This is a genomic window from Trichlorobacter sp. (genome assembly GCF_030247655.1).
In the GTDB taxonomy this organism is placed as follows: domain Bacteria; phylum Desulfobacterota; class Desulfuromonadia; order Geobacterales; family Pseudopelobacteraceae; genus Trichlorobacter.
The window spans coordinates 1-16907 of the sequence record NZ_JAOTRZ010000004.1; the positions used below are offsets into that span (position 1 = coordinate 1).

The 16907-nt window shown below is 54.6% G+C and carries 20 protein-coding genes; 10 read left to right on the forward strand and 10 right to left on the reverse strand.

From position 1 onward, the window contains the following. The first annotated feature begins 28 nt into the window (after positions 1 to 28). The 8 genes from OEL57_RS00535 to OEL57_RS00570 all read left to right on the forward strand — a co-directional run bounded on the left by OEL57_RS00535 (position 29) and on the right by OEL57_RS00570 (position 8029). The gene (locus OEL57_RS00535; RefSeq protein WP_300735814.1) at positions 29 to 634 is read left to right on the forward strand and encodes a DUF47 domain-containing protein; all 606 of its coding nucleotides are present in this window, start codon (positions 29 to 31) and stop codon (positions 632 to 634) included. Continuing rightward, entirely contained in the window at positions 627 to 1625 is a 999-nt protein-coding gene (locus OEL57_RS00540; RefSeq protein ID WP_300735764.1) for an inorganic phosphate transporter, read from the forward strand. Before OEL57_RS00535 ends, OEL57_RS00540 begins: the two co-directional genes overlap by 8 nt. Positions 1626 to 1800: 175 nt before the next feature. Beyond that, on the forward strand, positions 1801 to 2481 hold the full coding sequence (locus OEL57_RS00545; RefSeq protein ID WP_300735765.1) for a winged helix-turn-helix domain-containing protein: 681 nt from the start codon (positions 1801 to 1803) through the stop codon (positions 2479 to 2481). A 3-nt stretch (positions 2482 to 2484) separates the two neighbouring features. Continuing rightward, on the forward strand, positions 2485 to 4230 hold the full coding sequence (gene pnpS, locus OEL57_RS00550; RefSeq protein ID WP_300735766.1) for a two-component system histidine kinase PnpS: 1746 nt from the start codon (positions 2485 to 2487) through the stop codon (positions 4228 to 4230). A 53-nt stretch (positions 4231 to 4283) separates the two neighbouring features. Further along, on the forward strand, positions 4284 to 4796 hold the full coding sequence (gene sixA, locus OEL57_RS00555; protein ID WP_300735767.1) for a phosphohistidine phosphatase SixA: 513 nt from the start codon (positions 4284 to 4286) through the stop codon (positions 4794 to 4796). Next, positions 4780 to 5658, forward strand: a complete 879-nt coding sequence (locus OEL57_RS00560; RefSeq protein WP_300735768.1) for a CHAD domain-containing protein — start codon at positions 4780 to 4782, stop codon at positions 5656 to 5658. Before sixA ends, OEL57_RS00560 begins: the two co-directional genes overlap by 17 nt. Positions 5659 to 5669: 11 nt before the next feature. Next, positions 5670 to 7211 carry a Ppx/GppA phosphatase family protein gene (locus OEL57_RS00565; RefSeq protein WP_300735769.1) on the forward strand — a complete coding sequence of 514 codons (1542 nt, stop codon included), beginning with the start codon at positions 5670 to 5672 and terminating at the stop codon, positions 7209 to 7211. Continuing rightward, complete coding sequence (locus OEL57_RS00570; RefSeq protein ID WP_300735770.1) at positions 7208 to 8029, forward strand: RMD1 family protein; 822 nt, start codon at positions 7208 to 7210, stop codon at positions 8027 to 8029. The genes OEL57_RS00565 and OEL57_RS00570 overlap by 4 nt, the downstream gene beginning before the upstream one ends. Positions 8030 to 8095: 66 nt before the next feature. On the opposite strand, the gene OEL57_RS00575 is transcribed toward OEL57_RS00570, so the two are convergent. The 4 genes from OEL57_RS00575 to ccsB are packed head-to-tail and all read right to left on the reverse strand — an operon-like array spanning position 8096 to position 11971. Further along, positions 8096 to 8893 (reverse strand): uroporphyrinogen-III synthase, encoded by a 798-nt coding sequence (locus OEL57_RS00575; protein ID WP_300735771.1) that lies wholly within the window; start codon positions 8891 to 8893, stop codon positions 8096 to 8098. Further along, entirely contained in the window at positions 8877 to 9815 is a 939-nt protein-coding gene (hemC, locus tag OEL57_RS00580; protein ID WP_300735772.1) for a hydroxymethylbilane synthase, read from the reverse strand. The genes OEL57_RS00575 and hemC overlap by 17 nt, the downstream gene beginning before the upstream one ends. A 23-nt stretch (positions 9816 to 9838) precedes the next feature. Next, positions 9839 to 11143, reverse strand: coding sequence for a glutamyl-tRNA reductase (hemA, locus tag OEL57_RS00585; RefSeq protein WP_300735773.1), 1305 nt, complete (start codon positions 11141 to 11143; stop codon positions 9839 to 9841). 12 nt (positions 11144 to 11155) lie between these two features. Beyond that, the gene (gene ccsB, locus OEL57_RS00590; RefSeq protein WP_300735774.1) at positions 11156 to 11971 is read right to left on the reverse strand and encodes a c-type cytochrome biogenesis protein CcsB; all 816 of its coding nucleotides are present in this window, start codon (positions 11969 to 11971) and stop codon (positions 11156 to 11158) included. Between the two features lie 200 nt (positions 11972 to 12171). Here ccsB and trxA point away from each other — a divergent pair, with 200 nt between their 5' ends. Both trxA and OEL57_RS00600 read left to right on the forward strand, forming a co-directional pair. Next, a complete protein-coding gene (gene trxA / locus OEL57_RS00595) occupies positions 12172 to 12501 on the forward strand; it encodes a thioredoxin (RefSeq protein WP_078789640.1) in 330 nt (109 codons plus the stop codon). Positions 12502 to 12538: 37 nt separating this feature from the next. Beyond that, positions 12539 to 13030, forward strand: a complete 492-nt coding sequence (locus OEL57_RS00600) for a TlpA disulfide reductase family protein (protein ID WP_300735775.1) — start codon at positions 12539 to 12541, stop codon at positions 13028 to 13030. Between the two features lie 34 nt (positions 13031 to 13064). On the opposite strand, the gene galU is transcribed toward OEL57_RS00600, so the two are convergent. The 6 genes from galU to OEL57_RS00630 all read right to left on the reverse strand — a co-directional run bounded on the left by galU (position 13065) and on the right by OEL57_RS00630 (position 16851). Beyond that, complete coding sequence (galU, locus tag OEL57_RS00605) at positions 13065 to 13934, reverse strand: UTP--glucose-1-phosphate uridylyltransferase GalU (RefSeq protein ID WP_300735776.1); 870 nt, start codon at positions 13932 to 13934, stop codon at positions 13065 to 13067. Between the two features lie 3 nt (positions 13935 to 13937). Beyond that, positions 13938 to 14792: a bifunctional methylenetetrahydrofolate dehydrogenase/methenyltetrahydrofolate cyclohydrolase FolD gene (folD, locus tag OEL57_RS00610; protein WP_300735777.1), complete on the reverse strand. Its 855-nt coding sequence runs from the start codon at positions 14790 to 14792 to the stop codon at positions 13938 to 13940. Between the two features lie 161 nt (positions 14793 to 14953). Beyond that, the gene (locus tag OEL57_RS00615; protein ID WP_300735778.1) at positions 14954 to 15175 is read right to left on the reverse strand and encodes an FmdB family zinc ribbon protein; all 222 of its coding nucleotides are present in this window, start codon (positions 15173 to 15175) and stop codon (positions 14954 to 14956) included. 52 nt (positions 15176 to 15227) lie between these two features. Then, positions 15228 to 15944, reverse strand: coding sequence for a Smr/MutS family protein (locus OEL57_RS00620; protein WP_300735779.1), 717 nt, complete (start codon positions 15942 to 15944; stop codon positions 15228 to 15230). A 49-nt stretch (positions 15945 to 15993) separates the two neighbouring features. Beyond that, positions 15994 to 16383, reverse strand: a complete 390-nt coding sequence (locus tag OEL57_RS00625) for a response regulator (RefSeq protein ID WP_300735780.1) — start codon at positions 16381 to 16383, stop codon at positions 15994 to 15996. Positions 16384 to 16398: 15 nt separating this feature from the next. Continuing rightward, positions 16399 to 16851 (reverse strand): hypothetical protein, encoded by a 453-nt coding sequence (locus tag OEL57_RS00630; protein ID WP_300735781.1) that lies wholly within the window; start codon positions 16849 to 16851, stop codon positions 16399 to 16401. Between the last annotated feature and the right edge of the window lie 56 nt (positions 16852 to 16907).

Here is a 16907-nt window from a genome sequence, read left to right on the forward strand (position 1 = left end):
TAAAAAGGAGAGGAGCATGTTTTGATTAATCCCGAAGGAAGAGAAGTTTTTTAAGATGTTTCAGGATATGGGCGTGATAATTACCGAAGGTGCCCAGCAACTGAAGGTGATGCTAGATGATTATGTTGATCCGCTTACCAGCCAGCGCCAGATTAAGGATACCGAACACAAAGGTGACAACCAGACCCACCTGATCATTAAGACTCTCAACAAGACCTTTATTACCCCCCTTGACCGCGAAGATATCTATTCCCTGGCCTCGAAACTGGATGATATCCTTGACCTGATCGATGCCTCGGCCCAGCGCTTTGTGATGTACAATGTTGAGAAGCCGACCCCGGAGGCACAGCAACTGGCCTTTATCATCCTGAAGTGCTGTCAGACCGTTGAGCGTGCCTTGAAGCATTTGGGGGGCAAGTTCGAAGATATCAATGACTGCTGTGTTGAGATCAATGCCCTGGAAAACGAGGCTGATCGGGTCTGTCGTGAGGCGATCAGCCGTCTGTTTGATGAGGAAAAAGATCCGATCAACCTGATCAAGTGGAAAGAGATCTACGAAACCCTTGAAAAAGCCACAGACAAGTGTGAAGACGCTGCCAATATTCTGGAAAGCGTGGTAGTGAAAAATGCCTGATCTTGCCTTGATCATGCTGGTGCTGGTGGTTGTTGCCGCACTGGCCTTTGATTATATCAACGGTTTCCATGACACCGCCAACGCCATCGCCACCTGTGTCTCTACCCGCGCCCTGTCGGTCAAGGCTGCGATCATCATGGCTGCGTTTCTGAACTTTGCCGGAGCCATGGTTTCTACCAAGGTGGCATCAACCATCGGTAAAGGTATTGTGGATGCCAACCATATTACTCAGCTGGTGGTCTTTGCCGGTATTATGGGTGCTATTATCTGGAACCTGATCACCTGGTACTACGGCATGCCGTCATCCTCCTCCCATGCCATCATTGGCGGTATCATGGGGGCGGTTATTGCCCATTCCGGTGCTGCTACCTTGCATTGGAAGGGGTTGCAAAAGATCGTGATGGCCTTGATTCTTTCGCCGATCATCGGTGTTGCCGTCGGCTTTTTATTCATGATGGTTGTTATGCGTCTTTTTCGTGATAGTAACCCAGGTCCGCTGAACAAGAATTTTCGTAAGTTACAGGTGGCCTCTGCTGCGTTTATGGCCTTTTCACATGGCACGGCAGATGCCCAGAAATCCATGGGTGTTATCACCATGGCCCTGCTTTCCTATGGCCTGATCCCCTCCTTTGAGGTCCCTACCTGGGTCAAGGTTTCCTGCGCTATTGCCATGGGTTTGGGTACTGCTGCCGGCGGCTGGCGGATCATCAAAACCATCGGCAAGGATTTCGTTAAATTGCAGCCGGTGCATGGGTTTTGCGTTGAAACCGCAGCAGCTGGCGTTATTCTGGGGGCTTCATCCATTGGTATGCCGGTCAGTACCACCCATGTGATCACCTCAACCATTTTAGGTGTTGGTGTCTCCAAGCGGTTGACCGCGGTCAACTGGAATGTTGCCAAGCGGATTGTCTGGGCCTGGGTGCTAACCATTCCGGCAGCGGCGTTGGTTGCCTTTATGACCTATCAGGTCTTGCTGCCGCTGCTTGGCTGAGTGTTTACTGTGGAGAATAATGGTCTGTACAAGGCTGCTTCTGTTTGGAGGCAGCCTTTTTGTATTCTGCCACAAACTGTTTGCACTGGTGTAACAAGTCTGTAACCTTGCTCTGATACTGTTACAATCTAAAAATAAGCTGTTTTCTGGTTTGGTGGCACAGGAGATGACCATTATGAAGAAGGTATTGATTGTTGAGGATGAACGTGATCTGGCGGAGTTGCTGGCCTATAACCTGGAAAAAGAGGGCTATCAGGCGCTGGTGACCGGAACCGGCCTGGAAGGGTTGGAGACTGCCCGGCGGGAGCTGCCGGATCTGATTCTGCTGGATCTGATGCTGCCCGGCATGATGGGTACCGAGGTCTGCTCATCACTGCGGCATAGTGACAAGACCCGTGGCATTCCGGTGCTGATGCTGACTGCCCGGGGTGACGAGATTGACCGGGTGGTGGGCTTTGAGATGGGAGCGGATGACTATATTGTAAAACCTTTTTCCATGCGGGAGCTGATGTTGCGGATTCGTGCCATCCTGCGACGCAGCGGTCAGGAGCCGCTCAACTCGGAACGGCAGATCACCATGGGGACGATTGTCATTGACTGTGGCAGCCACCGGGTGACCGTGGCCGGTGTCGAGATAGAGCTAACCAGCACAGAGTACAAGCTGCTGCTCTACCTGGCTGAGCATAACGGGCGGGTCATGAAGCGTGAACTGCTGCTACAGGATGTCTGGGGCTATAATTTTGTGGGTGATACCCGTACCGTGGATACCCATGTAACCCGTCTGCGGAACAAGCTGGGGGATGCCGGTGATATGATTAAAACCGTGCGTGGCTTTGGCTATAAGCTGGAGGAGTAGACCATGTCATTTCGCTGGAAGTTGTTTCTGTCCTATATTGTGCTTTCTCTGCTGATTTCAGGCGGCGGGTTCGGCTATGTCAACCATTTGCTGGAACAGCGGCTGGTTGAAGAGAGCCGCTCCAATTTGCAGCAGCAGGCCCGACTGGCCAAGTTACTGCTAGAACAACAAAAAGGCCAACCTGCCCAGAAACTGGCTCACAAACTAGGGGCGGCGATTAAGTCCCGGGTTACCCTGATTGCAGTCGACGGCCGTGTGCTGGGTGAATCTGATTTGCGTGATGACCAGTTGTTCGGCATTGACAACCACCTGATGCGCCCAGAGGTGCAACAGGCCCTGAAGACCGGCAGCGGCAGCGCCATTCGCTATTCTGAAACGGTACGGGCCACCATGCTGTACGTGGCCCTGCCGGTTGCAAGCGATCAGGCCGCGGTGCTTCGGCTGGCCCTGCCCCTTGAGTCGTTTGATGCTGCTAAAGACACCCTGCATGGCCTGCTGGGCGGTACGTTGATTGCTCTGCTGATCATCTCGCTGATTTTAAGCGTCATTTTTTCCAAGATCACGGCCCGTCCGCTTCGTGAGATCGCCGATGCTGCGGCAAGAATCGGTATTGGTGAGCGGGGCGTACGGGTGCCCACCGGTAAAGGTGAGGAGATCGATTATCTGGCCCGGGTACTGAATGAGATGGCTGCCAGGATTGAAGATCAGATGCATAAGTTGACCTCTGAACAACAGCGCCTGGCTGCCATCCTGCGTGGCATGGGTGAAGGGGTGATGGTGACCGATACCCAGGGGGCTATTATTCTGGTTAACCCGGCCTTCCGTAAGCAGTTCGGTCTGCCTGGCGAGGTGGAAGGACGGCCGCTGGTGGAGGTCTGTCGACATCCTGATCTGCTGCACGCCTTTGAGGAACAGCGTGAGTCAGGTGATGAAGTGACCTGCGAGATTACCATTCCTGCCACTAATCTGGTGCTGATGGCCCACTGGGTGCCGCTGTCTGGAGAGCATGGCAAGCGCGGCACCGTGGCGGTCTTCCATGACATTAGTGACATGAAGCGGATTGAGACCATGCGCCGTGATTTTGTGGCAAATGTTTCCCATGAACTACGCACCCCGGTGGCGGTCATCAAAGGCTATGCCGAGACCCTGCTGGATGGCGCACTGGAGGATGTACCTGAACGGGGGCGTCACTTTGTCTCCATTATCGCCGGTCATGCCGAACGGTTGACCAACCTGATCAATGATATACTGACCCTGTCCAAGCTTGAAGCGCGGGATGCCGCCTTGGCTCTGCATCCACTGGATCTGTGCGGAACCATTCGCAAGGCTCAGATGCTGATGGAGGATCATGCCCGTACCAAGGGGATCCGGCTGACTGCTGTCTGCCCGGAATCAGTGCCCAAGGTATTGGCAGACCAGGGGCAGCTGGAACAGGTGCTGCTGAATCTGCTGGATAATGCCATCAAGTACACCCCGGATGGCGGCGATATTGCGATACGGACCCGCCAGGAAAACAAGAGGGTGGTAATCGAAGTCAGCGACACCGGCATCGGTATCCCGGCCAAGGACCTGAACCGGATTTTTGAACGGTTTTACCGGGTGGATGAAGGACGCAGCCGGGAACAGGGCGGCACCGGCCTGGGGCTGGCCATTGTTAAACATATTGTCCAGTTGCATGGCGGTGAGATCGCGGTTTCCAGCGAGGCAGGCCAAGGCAGCACCTTTACGGTAATACTTCCGGCGGCCTGAGGGACTTGTGCTCTTGGCAAAATACGTTAGACTCTACGAAAAGGAGACTGCTGATGGAGATCTATCTGGTACGGCATGCAGAGGCGGTGGAACCGGTTGAAGGGCTTGAAGATGGGACCCGCTGGTTGACCAAGAAAGGGCGTAAGGCCATGCAGAAGGCTGCCTGTCGCCTGCACAAAAAGCGGGTGCGGCCTGATTTGATTATTACCAGCCCTTTGACCCGGGCTGTGCAGACTGCAGAACTGATGATGGCTGAAGTCGGCAGCCATGCTGAGTTGTCTGCCGATAGTCGGCTTGCGCCTGAATCAACTGCTGAACAGGTGCTTGAGCTGCTTAACAATCGGCATAAGAGTAAGAGTATCATGCTGGTGGGACATGAGCCGTTGCTGAGTCAGGCCGCAGCCCTGTTGCTGGGTAAAGAGCCGGTGTCTGGATTGAGCAAAGGTAGCTGTCTCTGTCTGGAACCGCGTCCGAAGCCGGGCAAACCGGCCCGTTTTCTCTGGTTCGCACCAGTCGGCGGCAAGCTGATCAGTTCGGCAAAGAAAGTCCTTGTCTCCGTCGAATAGTCAGCATAGAACGGTTCAGCAGCCGTTACCCGGCAGCCGTCAGCTGCTGGAGGCCTTTGCCACCAGTCTTATCACCCGTTGGGATGATCTCCTGCAATTACGCCACCAGACCCTGAATTGTTTTGATGTTGATCATATCCATGATCTTCGTGTGGCCAGCCGCCGTCTGCGTGGAGCGGTTGAACAGCTGGGGCCGTTTATCGGAACAGAGCGGATGGATCGTCTGCGGCGTCCGATCAGGCGTCTGACCCGTGAACTTGGTCTGGTTCGAAATCTGGATGAGACCATACTCTACCTGGAAAAAACCGGAGAAAAAGGGCTGGAACCGTTGCTTGCCTCATTGGGACAACAGCGGAATCAGGAGGCAGCCCAGGCCAGACGTTTACTTGAAACGCTTGATTGCATGAAGCTGGAACGCCAGTTCCGTGCCGCGGCAGCTGCATTGGTGACACCGGACAATGTCGCTTCGCAGGGGCTGCTGGCGCTGTTGTCTGAACGCAATCTGGCCTTTTACTACCCGATCCATGCCCTGCTGCCGTTGGTGGCGGCCACGGAGATGGTAGAGGAACGCCATGCTCTGCGGATAGCGGTCAAGAAGTGGCGCTATTTCACCGAGCTGCTCTATGATGTCCTGGGGGGCAAACAGCAGACCTTGCTGGACCAGTTGCGTCAGTACCAGTCTCTTTTGGGTGATATGAATGACCGGACGGTGATTGCAGCCCTGCTACAGGGGGCAGCTGATTTGCAAGAACCGGTGCGGGAAAATCTGCTGAAAAGTATTGCCAAAGAACAGCGTAAGCTGCTCCAAAAACTGTGCGGTTTGCTGGATGCCAAGCCGATTGTGTATTGTTTCGAACTGTAGGGGGTATCCTGATGACCAAAGACCGTCTCGCCGCCATAGATATCGGTACCAACTCCATTCGCTGCATTGTGGTTGAATGTAATCAAGACGGCAGCTTTAGGATTCTTGATGATGAAAAGGATACGGTGCGGCTGGGAGAGGGGATTGCCGAGACCGGCGAGATCTCCGCTGCTGCAGTGGCACGGGCCGAGGCGGCCCTGACCCGGATGCATAAACTGGTAACCGGACTCAAGGTCAAGGCGATTGATGCGGTGGCCACCAGTGCCATGCGCAAGTCAGCCAACGGTCCGCGGTTGGTCAAGCGCTTTTCCGAGCTGCTGGGCAGTGAGATCAGAGTTATTTCCGGTGATGAAGAGGCAGCCCTGGCAGCCCAATCAGCCCTGCGCAACTTTGATACCCACGGAAAACGGTTTGGTGTGTTGGACGTTGGTGGCGGAAGCGTAGAGCTGATCACCGCCCAAGGGGTGCATGTGGAGGAGTTCTACTCCTTTGAACTGGGAGCGGTGGTAATGACCGAGCAGTTTCTGAAGGCAGATCCGCTCCGCTCCACCGACTACCGCAAGTTTCAGAAACATATTCGGGACACGGTCAAGAAACAGCTGGATGGTGACAAGCTGGTACTGCCGACCCTGATCGGTTCCGGCGGCACTATCAACGCCATTGCCCAGATGGCCCTGCAACTGCGCCGCAACCCGGTGGAAGGGGTGCATGGGTTGGAGGTGCTGCGTTCCGAGGTGGTGCATCTGCTGGCCATGCTGCAGCGTCGTGACCTCAAGGGGCGCCGTGAGGTGCCGGGGCTTACGCCGGACCGGGCTGATATTATCGTGGCCGGTGTCGGGCTGGTGGATACCATGATGGAGTTGTTTCATGCCAACACCCTGCTGGTTAACAGCCACGGTATCCGGGAAGGGATGATTGTTGAGGCGATCAAGCGGCGCGGCATGGCACCGGATGCCCCATCGCCCCGTTCATGGCGTGAATCGGTGGTCAGTTTTGGTAGATCCTGTCAGATGGATGATATGCACTCCCAACAGGTGGCAACCCTGTCGCTGGCCCTGTTTGATGGGCTGGCCGACAGCTACGGCCTGAAAAAACGTGAGAAGGTGCTGCTTGAGGCTGCTGCCCTGCTGCATGATATCGGCTACTACATCAGTTACCATAGCCACCACAAGCATTCCTGCCACCTGATCCGCCATGCTGACCTGTTTGGCATCACCCCTCGTGAACGTGAAATGATCGCCGTAATTGCCCGTTACCACCGTAAGTCGTTGCCAAAAAAGAAACATGACGAGTTCCAGCGCCTCACGGTCAAGGAACAGGCAACGGTGATCAAACTGGCTGGCATCCTGCGGTTGGCCGATGGCCTTGACCGGCGACGCTGCTCAACGGTCAGCGGCCTGCAATGCTGCGTTGAAGGTAGTCTGGTGCGGTTGACCCTTTCCGGTACCGAAGATCTGGCCGTGGAGCTGTTTGGCGCCAGCGCCAAAAAAGACCTGTTTGAAAAGGCGTTTGGGGTGCAGGTGCTGTTTGCAACAGAGAGCTGCCTGCCATGATGCGCTATCAATGTACCGCCTTTGCCATTGGTGGCGATCTTGATCTGAACCGTCTGGCAACACGATTGGGGATTGATCGCAAGTACCGCTGGGAAGAGCCGATGCGGCTGAATCCGGTTACCTTTACCCCCTCTGTAGCAGGTGACGGGGTGTGGGTTTACCTCTATTATTTTGGAGGTATGGTCTTTCTGAACTGCAGTGATGACATTGTTGCCCGCTGCATTGAAGGGTTGAAGCAGCACCTTGAGCAGCTAAAGGAACAGCCCCAGCTCCCTTTCCGTGAAGACTACCGGCTGGAGATCAATCCGGCTGCTGAACCATCCATAACCAATGACAGTGCCAGTATGCCGGAGTTCAAGCAGGAGCTGCTGGAGATTATCTGCTTTGTGATTGCAAAGTCGGTTGCCCTGGAACGGATTGAAGAACATGTTGATGCGGTCTTTGATGAAGTAGGCGTCATGATCAACCGCCTGGGCCAGGGGGTGTTGGAGCTGCCGGACAAACGGCTGGCCAAGCTGGCTTCGGTGATACTTGGCTTCAAATACACCTCCATCGCCCATATCATGGTGCTGGACAAGCCGGAAAGCACCTGGGATGACGCTGAGGCAGACCGATTTTATCTAACCATTTCCAGCCTGTTTGAACTGCGGCCCCGCTATCAGGAGATCAAGCACAAGGCAGAAACTCTGATGGATGTAACCGATGTCTTTTCAAACCTCTCCCATGCCCGCCGCTCCGCCCGCCTGGAATGGATCATCATCATCCTGATCGCCTTTGAGATTGTCATGGCACTCTGGCAGAAGTTCTGGGGCGGTTGACAGACGTTGGTGTCACTGAGATCAGCAGAATCGCCAATGGCAATGGCAACATATCAGTCTGGACGGCTATTCTAGTCTTGCAAAGTACTGCTCAAGCGCATTGGTCAGGCTATCCAGCGTCGCCTGTTCCGGCTCCACTGCAACACTAAGCCCCAACTCCTGACAGGCCTTGGTGGTCACCGGTCCGATGGAGGCCACTGCCAGATCTGACAGCATCGTCTGCAGCTGAGTGACACCGCCCACCAATGCCGCCAGATTGCGAACGGTTGAGGGAGAGCTGAAGACAACAGCAGCAAGCTGGTGCTGCCCCAGTGCCTGTCGGGCGGCGTCAGGCAGGGCCTGGGGAATGATGTTGCGGTAGGCCACCGGATCAATCACCTCTGCCCCCATACTGCGTAGCTGTTGTGGGATCAGCTCTCTGGCTCCATCCGCCTTGGGAAACAGTATCCGCTTGCCCTGTAGATCAACCCCCTGAAATGCAGCCACAACGCCTTCACCGGTAAACTGTTCCGGCATCAGGTCAGGTGTGATGCCTAGCTCCAGCAGCGCCTCTGCAGTCTTTGGTCCCACCGCGCAAACCTTGCAGCTCTGCAGGTCATGGATGCCGCTCCCGAGTTCCTGCAGCCGGGTAAAGAAAAACCTGACCCCGTTTACCGAGGTCAGGATCAGCCAGTCAAAGCTGGATAAATCGTGGATGGCAGCATCTACATTGGTCCAGGCTTCAGGTGGCTCCAGTTGTATTGTGGGACATTCCACCACCACAGCGCCACGTTGATGCAGCTGTTCAGTAAACTCAGCCGCCTGTTCCGCAGCGCGGGTTACCAGTATCCGGCGGCCTTGTAGCGGATTAGTGGGCAATTTCACGCTGATAGACATCTTCTAGTATTGCCTTGCCACCGGCTGCCAGCAGTTTATCTGCCAGTTCAATTCCCATCTTGACCGCATCTGCTGTTGAACCACTGATGCTGTCCCGCACCGTCTGTTTGCCATCCACTGAGGCAATGAAGCCAACCAGTGACAGGGTGTCACCACTCACCGTGCCATGGGCTGCGATCGGTACCTGACAGCCACCTTCACAGCGCTTCAGTAGTGCCCGTTCTGCAGCTACAGCGGCGGCGGTATCAGCATGGTTCAGGAATGAGAGCGCCTCAATGGTGGCAGCATCATCCAGGCGGCATTCCAGCCCCAGGGCGCCCTGACCAATGGCAGGGATGGAGAAATTCACATCCAGCAGTTCGGTGGCCACATCTGCAAAGCCCAGTCGGTTCAGACCGGCAGCAGCCAGGATCACGGCATCCAGATTGTCTTCCTTCAGCTTGCGGATGCGGGTTTCCACATTGCCACGGATGATCACCATCTCAAGATCAGGCCGCGCCTTGAGCAGTTGGGCCTGACGTCGCAGGGCGCTGGTGCCGATCCGGGCACCTTGACGCAGTTCACTGAATTTTACCTTGTCAGAGATAAAGGCATCACGGGGGTCTTCCCGTTTGGTGGTCACCACCAGTCCCAGTCCTTCAGGGAATTCAGTCGGCACATCCTTCATGCTGTGGACAGCCAGATCTATCTCCCCCCGCAGCATCGCCTCTTCAATCTCTTTGACAAACAGCCCTTTGCCGCCGACCTGGGCCAGGGGTACATCCAGAATCTTGTCCCCCATGGTCTTGATCTTGAGCAGTTCGACCTCAATGCCGGGATAAACCCGCTCCAGTTCAGATTTGATCCAGTTGGCCTGCCAGAGGGCAAGCTGGCTGGCGCGGGTTCCTATGCGGAGGCGTTTTGGTGCCATGTCTGTTCTCTCCTTGTGATCAGTTATTCTTCAAGTTCCAGTGAATCATCTGTTTCGGTGGTGCCAAGTTCCAGATCAAACAAAGCGCGCAGGGCATCAAGATACAGGTCGTTACGGTTTCCCTGCCCCGCTTTTTTAAGTACCATGGTGGGCTGGTGCAGCAGTTTGTTCATAAAGGCGCTGGTCAGCGCCTCCAGCCGTTTTTCTGCATCCGCTGGGGCATCCTTCCAGCCTGCCAGGGTGCGATCCAGCTCAGCCCTGCGCAGATCATCAAAACGATTGCGCAGGGCCACAATGGTGGGGGTTACCTCAAGGGTACCGACCCATTTGTAAAACTGGATGATCTCTTCGGCAATGATCGCTTCTGCCTTGTCAGCCTCCTGCATCCGGCCTTCCAGGTTGGCCGCCACCACCTGCTGCAGGTCATCCATGTCATACAGGTAGACCGCATCCATCTCATTGACCGCCGGATCAATGTCCCGGGGCACGGCAATGTCAATCAGGAACATCGGCCGCATCCTGCGGCGTTTGATCACCTCTTCAAGATCAGGAGGGGTGATGATGGCATGGGGCGCGCCGGTGGAGGTCAGGACAATATCGGCCTTGTGCAGGTGCAGAAACAGCTCTTCAAACGGAATGGCTTCTCCGTTGAACTCTTCGGCAAGTTTCTGTGCCCGCTCAAAGGTGCGGTTGGTGACCATCACCCCCTTGGCACCGTTGGTCAGGAAGTGCCGGGCCGCCAGTTCACACATCTCTCCAGCGCCGATCAGCAGAACGGTCTTGTCGGTCAGATTGCCAAAGATCTTTCTGGCCAGTTCTACTGCGGCAAAGGAGACCGATACCGCTGAAGAGGCGATCCTGGTTTCGGTACGGACCCGTTTGGCAACGGAAAACGCCTTGTGTAGGAAGCGGTTCAGAATGATGCCGGATGATTTGTACTCGGCAGCATACCCGTAAGAGGTCTTGATCTGTCCCAGGATCTGGGGTTCGCCCACCACCATGGAATCCAGTGATGAGGCCACCCGGAAGACGTGACGGATCGCCTCTTCACCATGGAAACTGTAGAGGTGTGGTTCCAGCAGGTCATGGGCCAGATGGTGGTACTCTGCCATAAAGCGCCGGATGCGGGCAATGCCGCCTGCAATATCCCGGGTGGTTGCGTAGATTTCCACCCGGTTGCAGGTGGAGACAATAACCCCTTCAACAATGCCTTCAAGGGCCACCAGTTCACGTAGTGGTTTTTCGATGCTGTTGGGAGAAAACGCGACTTTTTCGCGGATATCAACCGAGGCTGTTTTATGGGACAGACCAACCACAATAATGTTCATGGTTAGAGTCCCTTAGGTGTAGCTGTGCAGACCGGGCAGCCAGAGATTGACCCCGATAAAGGTAAACAGCATGATCAGAAAGCCGATAACCGTCAGGATAGCAGCCCGTTTACCGCGCCAGCCGGTGGTAAGTCTGCCGTGCAGCAGTGCAGCATAGATGAACCAGGTAATCAGCGACCAGCTCTCCTTGGGGTCCCAGGACCAATAGCTGCCCCAAGCGCGGGAGGCCCAGATGGCGCCGGTAATGATCGCCACGGTCAGCATCGGAAAGCCAAAAGCCAGGCAGCGATAGCCGATTTCATCCAGAATATCCAGTGAAGGGAGCTTTAAAAACAGATTGCCCAGATTTTTTTTCTTCAAGAAATGGGACTGAATCAGAAACAGAACCGCCACGGCACAGGATATGGTGAAAAAGGCATAGGCACCAAAGGCCAGAATGGTATGGGAATAGATCCAGGCAGATTGCAGGGCCGGATTAAGTGGCTTGATCGTTGTAGGCAGTAGTCCTGCTCCAGAAATGATTAACAGTGCAAACGGCACCACAAATGATCCCAGGGTGCTGACTTTGTAGCGGGTTTCAAAGTAGAGGTAAATGCCGACAATTGACAGTGCAAAGAATGAAAGCGATTCATGCATGTTGGTGATCGGCAGATGTCCGGCTGCAATAAAGCGGTGGATTACCGCCAGGCAGTGCGCCAGAAAACCGATGACAAGTACGCGACGGGCTGTGATTGCCTGACAGGGGGTTGCACGTACCAGACAACTTAAATAGAGCAGTGTTGCGGCTCCGTACAGTGCGACGGTGAGGTAAAATGAAATTTCTGTCATTAGGTGATATCCGGAACTCATTAAGTAGAAACAAAAAATGTCTGCCAAATACTGGTAGGCATTGTAAGGGCTGGCTATTACCAGCGTCAACAGCTTTTCGTCAGTTGATTTGGATAGCAGGATTTCCTGCTTGCATTTTTTCTGAAACGCGGTAGTATTCAAAAAGTTGAATACATTAACCAAACTTAAGGAGGCTTTCCATGGCCAGTGACGCCGTTCTAACTCTGACCGATGCCAATTTCGATCGTGATGTACTGCAATCAGACCTGCCGGTATTGGTGGATTTCTGGGCTACCTGGTGTGCCCCCTGCAAGGCGATTGCCCCACTGATCGATTCCGTTGCTGCTGATTATGCCGGTAAGGTAAAGGTTGGCAAGGTGAATGTTGATGACAATCAGGCAACCCCGGGCAAGTATGGTGTGCGTGGTATTCCTACCCTGATCCTGTTTAAAGGTGGCAAGGTGATTGATCAGGTGGTTGGCGCGGTTCCCAAGTCCCAACTGGATGCCCTGATTGCCAAGGCCCTTTAGGATGGTGGTACGGTTTAATCAACGCATTTTCAGGGCTGTGACGCTGGTTGTCACAGCCCTTCTGCTAAGCCTGGCCCCGCTGGATTCAGATGCTGCACCGCGCCGTAACCAGCCTGCGCCAGCCTTCAAGACCTTTTCCATCAAAGGCCAACCGATTTCCACTGAAGGGCTCAAGGGCTCCGTGGTGTTGCTGGATTTTTGGGCCACCTGGTGTCCTCCCTGTCGGGAGTCAATCCCCCATCTTGCTGAACTGCATCGCAAATATGGCAAACAGGGGTTGGTGGTTGTGGGGATGAGTGTGGATGAAGGGGGCGAGCGGACCGTCAAGGAGTATGCTGAGAGAAACGCGATTCCGTACCAGATTGTCATGGCCAGTGGCAAGATCAGCTCAGATTACGGGGTGCGGGCACTGCCGGTGCTGTATGTAATTGATAAAAATGGCCTGGTTCGAGAACAGGTTATGGGTTTTTCTGATCAGGCCGGCAAGGTGATCGAAAATCTGATTAAAAAGCTGCTGAATGAAAAATAGGGCGAGGTAGTAATGCCTCGCCCTATTTTTGTTATTAACAGCCCAGTCGCCCCTTCAGGTAAGCTGTAAACTCATCCTTGAACTCATCCCGCTTTAGTGCCAGATCCACCGTTGCCTTCAGAAACCCCAGCTTGTCTCCACAGTCATGGCGTAACCCTTCAAATAGACAGCCATATACCGCTTCATCCTGAGACAGCCGTTTTATGGCATCGGTCAGCTGGATCTCGCCGCCCCGCCCAGGCTGCTGCTGCTCAAGAATCGGGAAGATGGCCGGGGTCAGTACGTAGCGGCCGATGATGGCAAGGTCAGAAGGCGCTTCTGATTGTTTCGGTTTTTCCACCATATCAGTTACTTCCATGACCCGGTCGGTGATCCGGTTAACCGCTACGCAGCCATAGGAGGAGATCTGCTTCAACGGTACCTGCTCAAGGGCCAGCACGCTGCCTTTGTAATGCTCATAGACGCCAAGCAATTGCTTTAGGCAGGGGTTGGCTGGTGCGTCAATAATGTCATCCCCCAGCAAGACAGCAAACGGCTCATTGCCGATAAAGTCGCGGGCGCAGAGGATGGCATGTCCCAGGCCAAGGGCCTTTTTCTGGCGCACGTAGTAAATATCCACCAGATCAGAGATCTCACGCATGGCCTGAAGGGTTTCTTCCTTGCCCTTTTCCTCCAGATGGTTCTCCAGTTCAGGTGAACTGTCAAAGTGATCTTCAATAGCCCGCTTGGTGCGACCGGTCACGAAGATAATTTGGTCAATACCGGCTGCCACCGCTTCTTCAACCACGTACTGCACCAGCGGCTTATCAATCAGTGGCAGCATCTCTTTGGGGGATGACTTGGTGGCAGGCAGGAAGCGAGTTCCCAGGCCTGCCACCGGAAAGATTGCCTTGCGGACTTTCATCGCTTACCTCGTTGCTGCCCTTTGGGCAGATTCCAGTGTGTTTTGCAGCAGCATGGCGATGGTCATAGGACCCACACCGCCTGGCACCGGGGTGATGGCGCTGGCCCGCTCGGCAGCAGCGGCGTACTCCACATCCCCCACCAGTTTTTTCTCGCCTACCCGGTTAATACCCACATCAATTACCACTGCTCCCGGCTTGATCCAGTCTCCCTTGACCATCTCTGCCTTGCCCACTGCAGCGATGACGACATCAGCCCTGCGGACCACATCAGGCAGATCTTTGGTGCGGGAGTGGCAGACGGTAACTGTGGCGTGGCGTGACAGGCACATCAGCGCCACCGGCTTGCCCACGATGTTGGAACGACCAACCACCACCACTTCTTTACCCTTCAGGTCATAGCCGATCTCATCAAGCATCACCATCACACCATAGGGAGTGCAGGGCTGAAAAGTGGGTTTGCCGATCATCAGGCGTCCGACATTATAGGGATGGAATCCATCGGCATCCTTGTCCGGCGAGATCGCCTCCAGCACCTTGTCTGTATCAATATGGTCCGGCAGTGGCAACTGCACCAGAATGCCATGTACCCGTGGGTCAGCATTCAGTTGTCCGATCAGTGCCAGCAGCTCTGCTTCAGTGGTGGTTGATGGCAGCTCATGGTCAGCCGAATACATACCCAGCTCTACGCACATCTTCTTCTTCATGCCGACGTAGACCCGGCTGGCCGGATCATCGCCCACCAGCACCACCGCCAGACCGGGGGTAATCCCTTGCTCTTTCAGGGTTGAAACCGTGCTGCCGATCCGTTCACGAACCTTTGCTGCAATCGCCTTGCCGTCAATTATCTGTGCTGCCATAGTTGTCTCCAATCGATGCCTTAGAATTGCTTTATATGATACGTTCAGGTCTGCTGCTTGTAAAGCCGGTATGCCGTGAAAAAATAAAAAATCCCCTGATGAGTGTTATCAGGGGATCAAACCTTGGATCGTTCCGACACCCGGCCGGAATCTTAAACGCCTCAGCCACCGGCTGAGCAGGCTGCCGGTTTGGGGCCGCCGCTTGAGGGGCAGTAGCCGGAGTTAAACCAGCCTTCGCCCTTCAGGCTGAAAGCAGTCTGGGAGATCATCTTCTCAACGACTCCGCCGCACTGGGGGCATTCAGCGGCCGGTGCATCAGAGAACTTCTGGCGCAGTTCAAATTGGTGATTACAGGATTGACAGCGGTATTCGTACATTGGCATGGCAACAGCCTCCTTCTGATATATCTGTTTCTGAATATAGTAGTTCTTCTGGCTATTTGTCAAGGGGACGCAGGAAGATGACAAAAGCACCACTGCCGCCCATTTCTTGCGGAGCCGGGGCGTATTCGGTAATCAGGTCGCGCCCTTGATCGCGCAACCAGGCAGCCACCACCTGTTGCAGAACCGGGCCTTCTGCAGAGTGGTTACCCTTGCCGGTAATTACCAGCACTCCTTTTTCGCCAGCTGTTCTGGCGGCCTGCAGAAACGGCGCCAGTGATTCGACGGCCTCTTCGCGGGTCAGACCATGCAGATCCAGCTGACGATCCAGCTGGATGATGCCCCGCTTGAGCTGACGCAGGCGATTGCCGTTTAGCGGGCGTAATTCATCATCCGGCAGGCTGTCTTCAAAGCGGACATCCAGCTGCAGCTTTTCAACCTCCTGTAGAAAGGTCTTGCGGGCGGTGATCTCTTCTCTGGCCAGTGGCTTTGTTAAGAGGTCTTGCGGTCTGCTGGCAGCTACCCCATGTTTTTTTCTGCTCACATTTTTTGCTGATGCAGCTGTTGCGTCATCATCCAGTCGGCGAACCCCGGACATGGCCTGTCTGAACAGTTCTTCCCCAGCCGGTTCAGGCTTTGGCGTGGCAACCTTTTTAACCGGATCTGGCGCTGGTGTTGCCTCAGCGACAATTCCTTTCAGTGTGGCAAAAGGGTTGTTCCGAAATGGGGCAGGAGTTGCAGGTTTTTGTTCTTTCTGTTTCTTGGGGGACATTTGATTACATTCCTTAGCAGGTTGACAGGTGCGGAGCCAGCAAAGCTGCTTACTCTCCGTGAACCGACTTTTGACTCAGGGAGCTGAAGATCATATCCAATACAGCCCTCTGGCGTACTTCATGTTTATTGAGCACGGCAAGACAACTGCCCATGGGGCACTGCTCATGGAGGAAATCAGCATCACGGCTGGAGAGGATCACAATCCGTCGTTTTTCTATGCCGGACTGTACGGCAAAATTCATCAGTTTACGGCCATCCAGGGTGGGCATCTCAAAGTCAATCAGAATCAGGTCATAGGGGGCTTTACGGATAGCAGCCAGCGCCTCCAGGGGATTGTTGCAGATATCAACCGTTAAAAGCGGATATTGATCGGCAATATAGTCGCCCAGCAAGCGGGTGAAGGCAGGATCATCATCTATGAGCAGTATTTTTCCCATATAATCCTTACACCGTTAAAACAGATAGGGTGAATGGTTGGTGAACTGTTCCCGTTGCCGTCGGATTACCCAGCTGATCCAGAGCAGAATGCCCACAGTAACCAGATTGCTGACCAGCATGCCGCCGGGGTCAATCTGGCGTTCCAGCAGACGCTCCAGCTCTTTGTGGGGCACCAGCCAGAGATTAAGCAGGGTGTTCAGTATTTCGTAGCCATTATAGATCAGCAGCAGATACCAGGTCAGGCGCTGTCGTTTTAACAGTCCCAGAAACAGGTGCAGGCAGACCAGGCTGTCCACCACGATAAAAATCCGGGCCGGTGTGTCTTCCAACAGAAAACCGAAGAGCGGCACCGGCTGACCATAACTCATCACGGTCATCAGCAGCAGAAACAGGTACAGGCCGGTCAGCATCACCATGGCCTGGGAGCGGGGACGGTACTCCCCTGTATCCGGCAGGTCTTCGGTCATGACTTCTTTTTGCGCATGTCGCTGATTGCTACGCAAAAGGCGATCACCAGCAGGAT

Excerpts from the sequence above, each read along its gene's own strand:
- OEL57_RS00570 (WP_300735770.1), top strand. The coding sequence starts at position 7,208 with ATGATGCGCTATCAATGTACCGCCTTTGCCATTGGTGGCGATCTTGAT.
- sixA (WP_300735767.1), top strand. The coding sequence starts at position 4,284 with ATGGAGATCTATCTGGTACGGCATGCAGAGGCGGTGGAACCGGTTGAA.
- folD (WP_300735777.1), bottom strand. The coding sequence starts at position 14,792 with ATGGCAGCACAGATAATTGACGGCAAGGCGATTGCAGCAAAGGTTCGT.
- hemA (WP_300735773.1), bottom strand. The coding sequence starts at position 11,143 with ATGAACATTATTGTGGTTGGTCTGTCCCATAAAACAGCCTCGGTTGAT.
- OEL57_RS00625 (WP_300735780.1), bottom strand. The coding sequence starts at position 16,383 with ATGGGAAAAATACTGCTCATAGATGATGATCCTGCCTTCACCCGCTTG.
- OEL57_RS00545 (WP_300735765.1), top strand. The coding sequence starts at position 1,801 with ATGAAGAAGGTATTGATTGTTGAGGATGAACGTGATCTGGCGGAGTTG.
- hemC (WP_300735772.1), bottom strand. The coding sequence starts at position 9,815 with ATGGCACCAAAACGCCTCCGCATAGGAACCCGCGCCAGCCAGCTTGCC.
- OEL57_RS00615 (WP_300735778.1), bottom strand. The coding sequence starts at position 15,175 with ATGCCAATGTACGAATACCGCTGTCAATCCTGTAATCACCAATTTGAA.
- galU (WP_300735776.1), bottom strand. The coding sequence starts at position 13,934 with ATGAAAGTCCGCAAGGCAATCTTTCCGGTGGCAGGCCTGGGAACTCGC.
- OEL57_RS00630 (WP_300735781.1), bottom strand. The coding sequence starts at position 16,851 with ATGACCGAAGACCTGCCGGATACAGGGGAGTACCGTCCCCGCTCCCAG.
- OEL57_RS00620 (WP_300735779.1), bottom strand. The coding sequence starts at position 15,944 with ATGTCCCCCAAGAAACAGAAAGAACAAAAACCTGCAACTCCTGCCCCA.
- ccsB (WP_300735774.1), bottom strand. The coding sequence starts at position 11,971 with ATGACAGAAATTTCATTTTACCTCACCGTCGCACTGTACGGAGCCGCA.
- OEL57_RS00565 (WP_300735769.1), top strand. The coding sequence starts at position 5,670 with ATGACCAAAGACCGTCTCGCCGCCATAGATATCGGTACCAACTCCATT.
- pnpS (WP_300735766.1), top strand. The coding sequence starts at position 2,485 with ATGTCATTTCGCTGGAAGTTGTTTCTGTCCTATATTGTGCTTTCTCTG.
- OEL57_RS00540 (WP_300735764.1), top strand. The coding sequence starts at position 627 with ATGCCTGATCTTGCCTTGATCATGCTGGTGCTGGTGGTTGTTGCCGCA.
- trxA (WP_078789640.1), top strand. The coding sequence starts at position 12,172 with ATGGCCAGTGACGCCGTTCTAACTCTGACCGATGCCAATTTCGATCGT.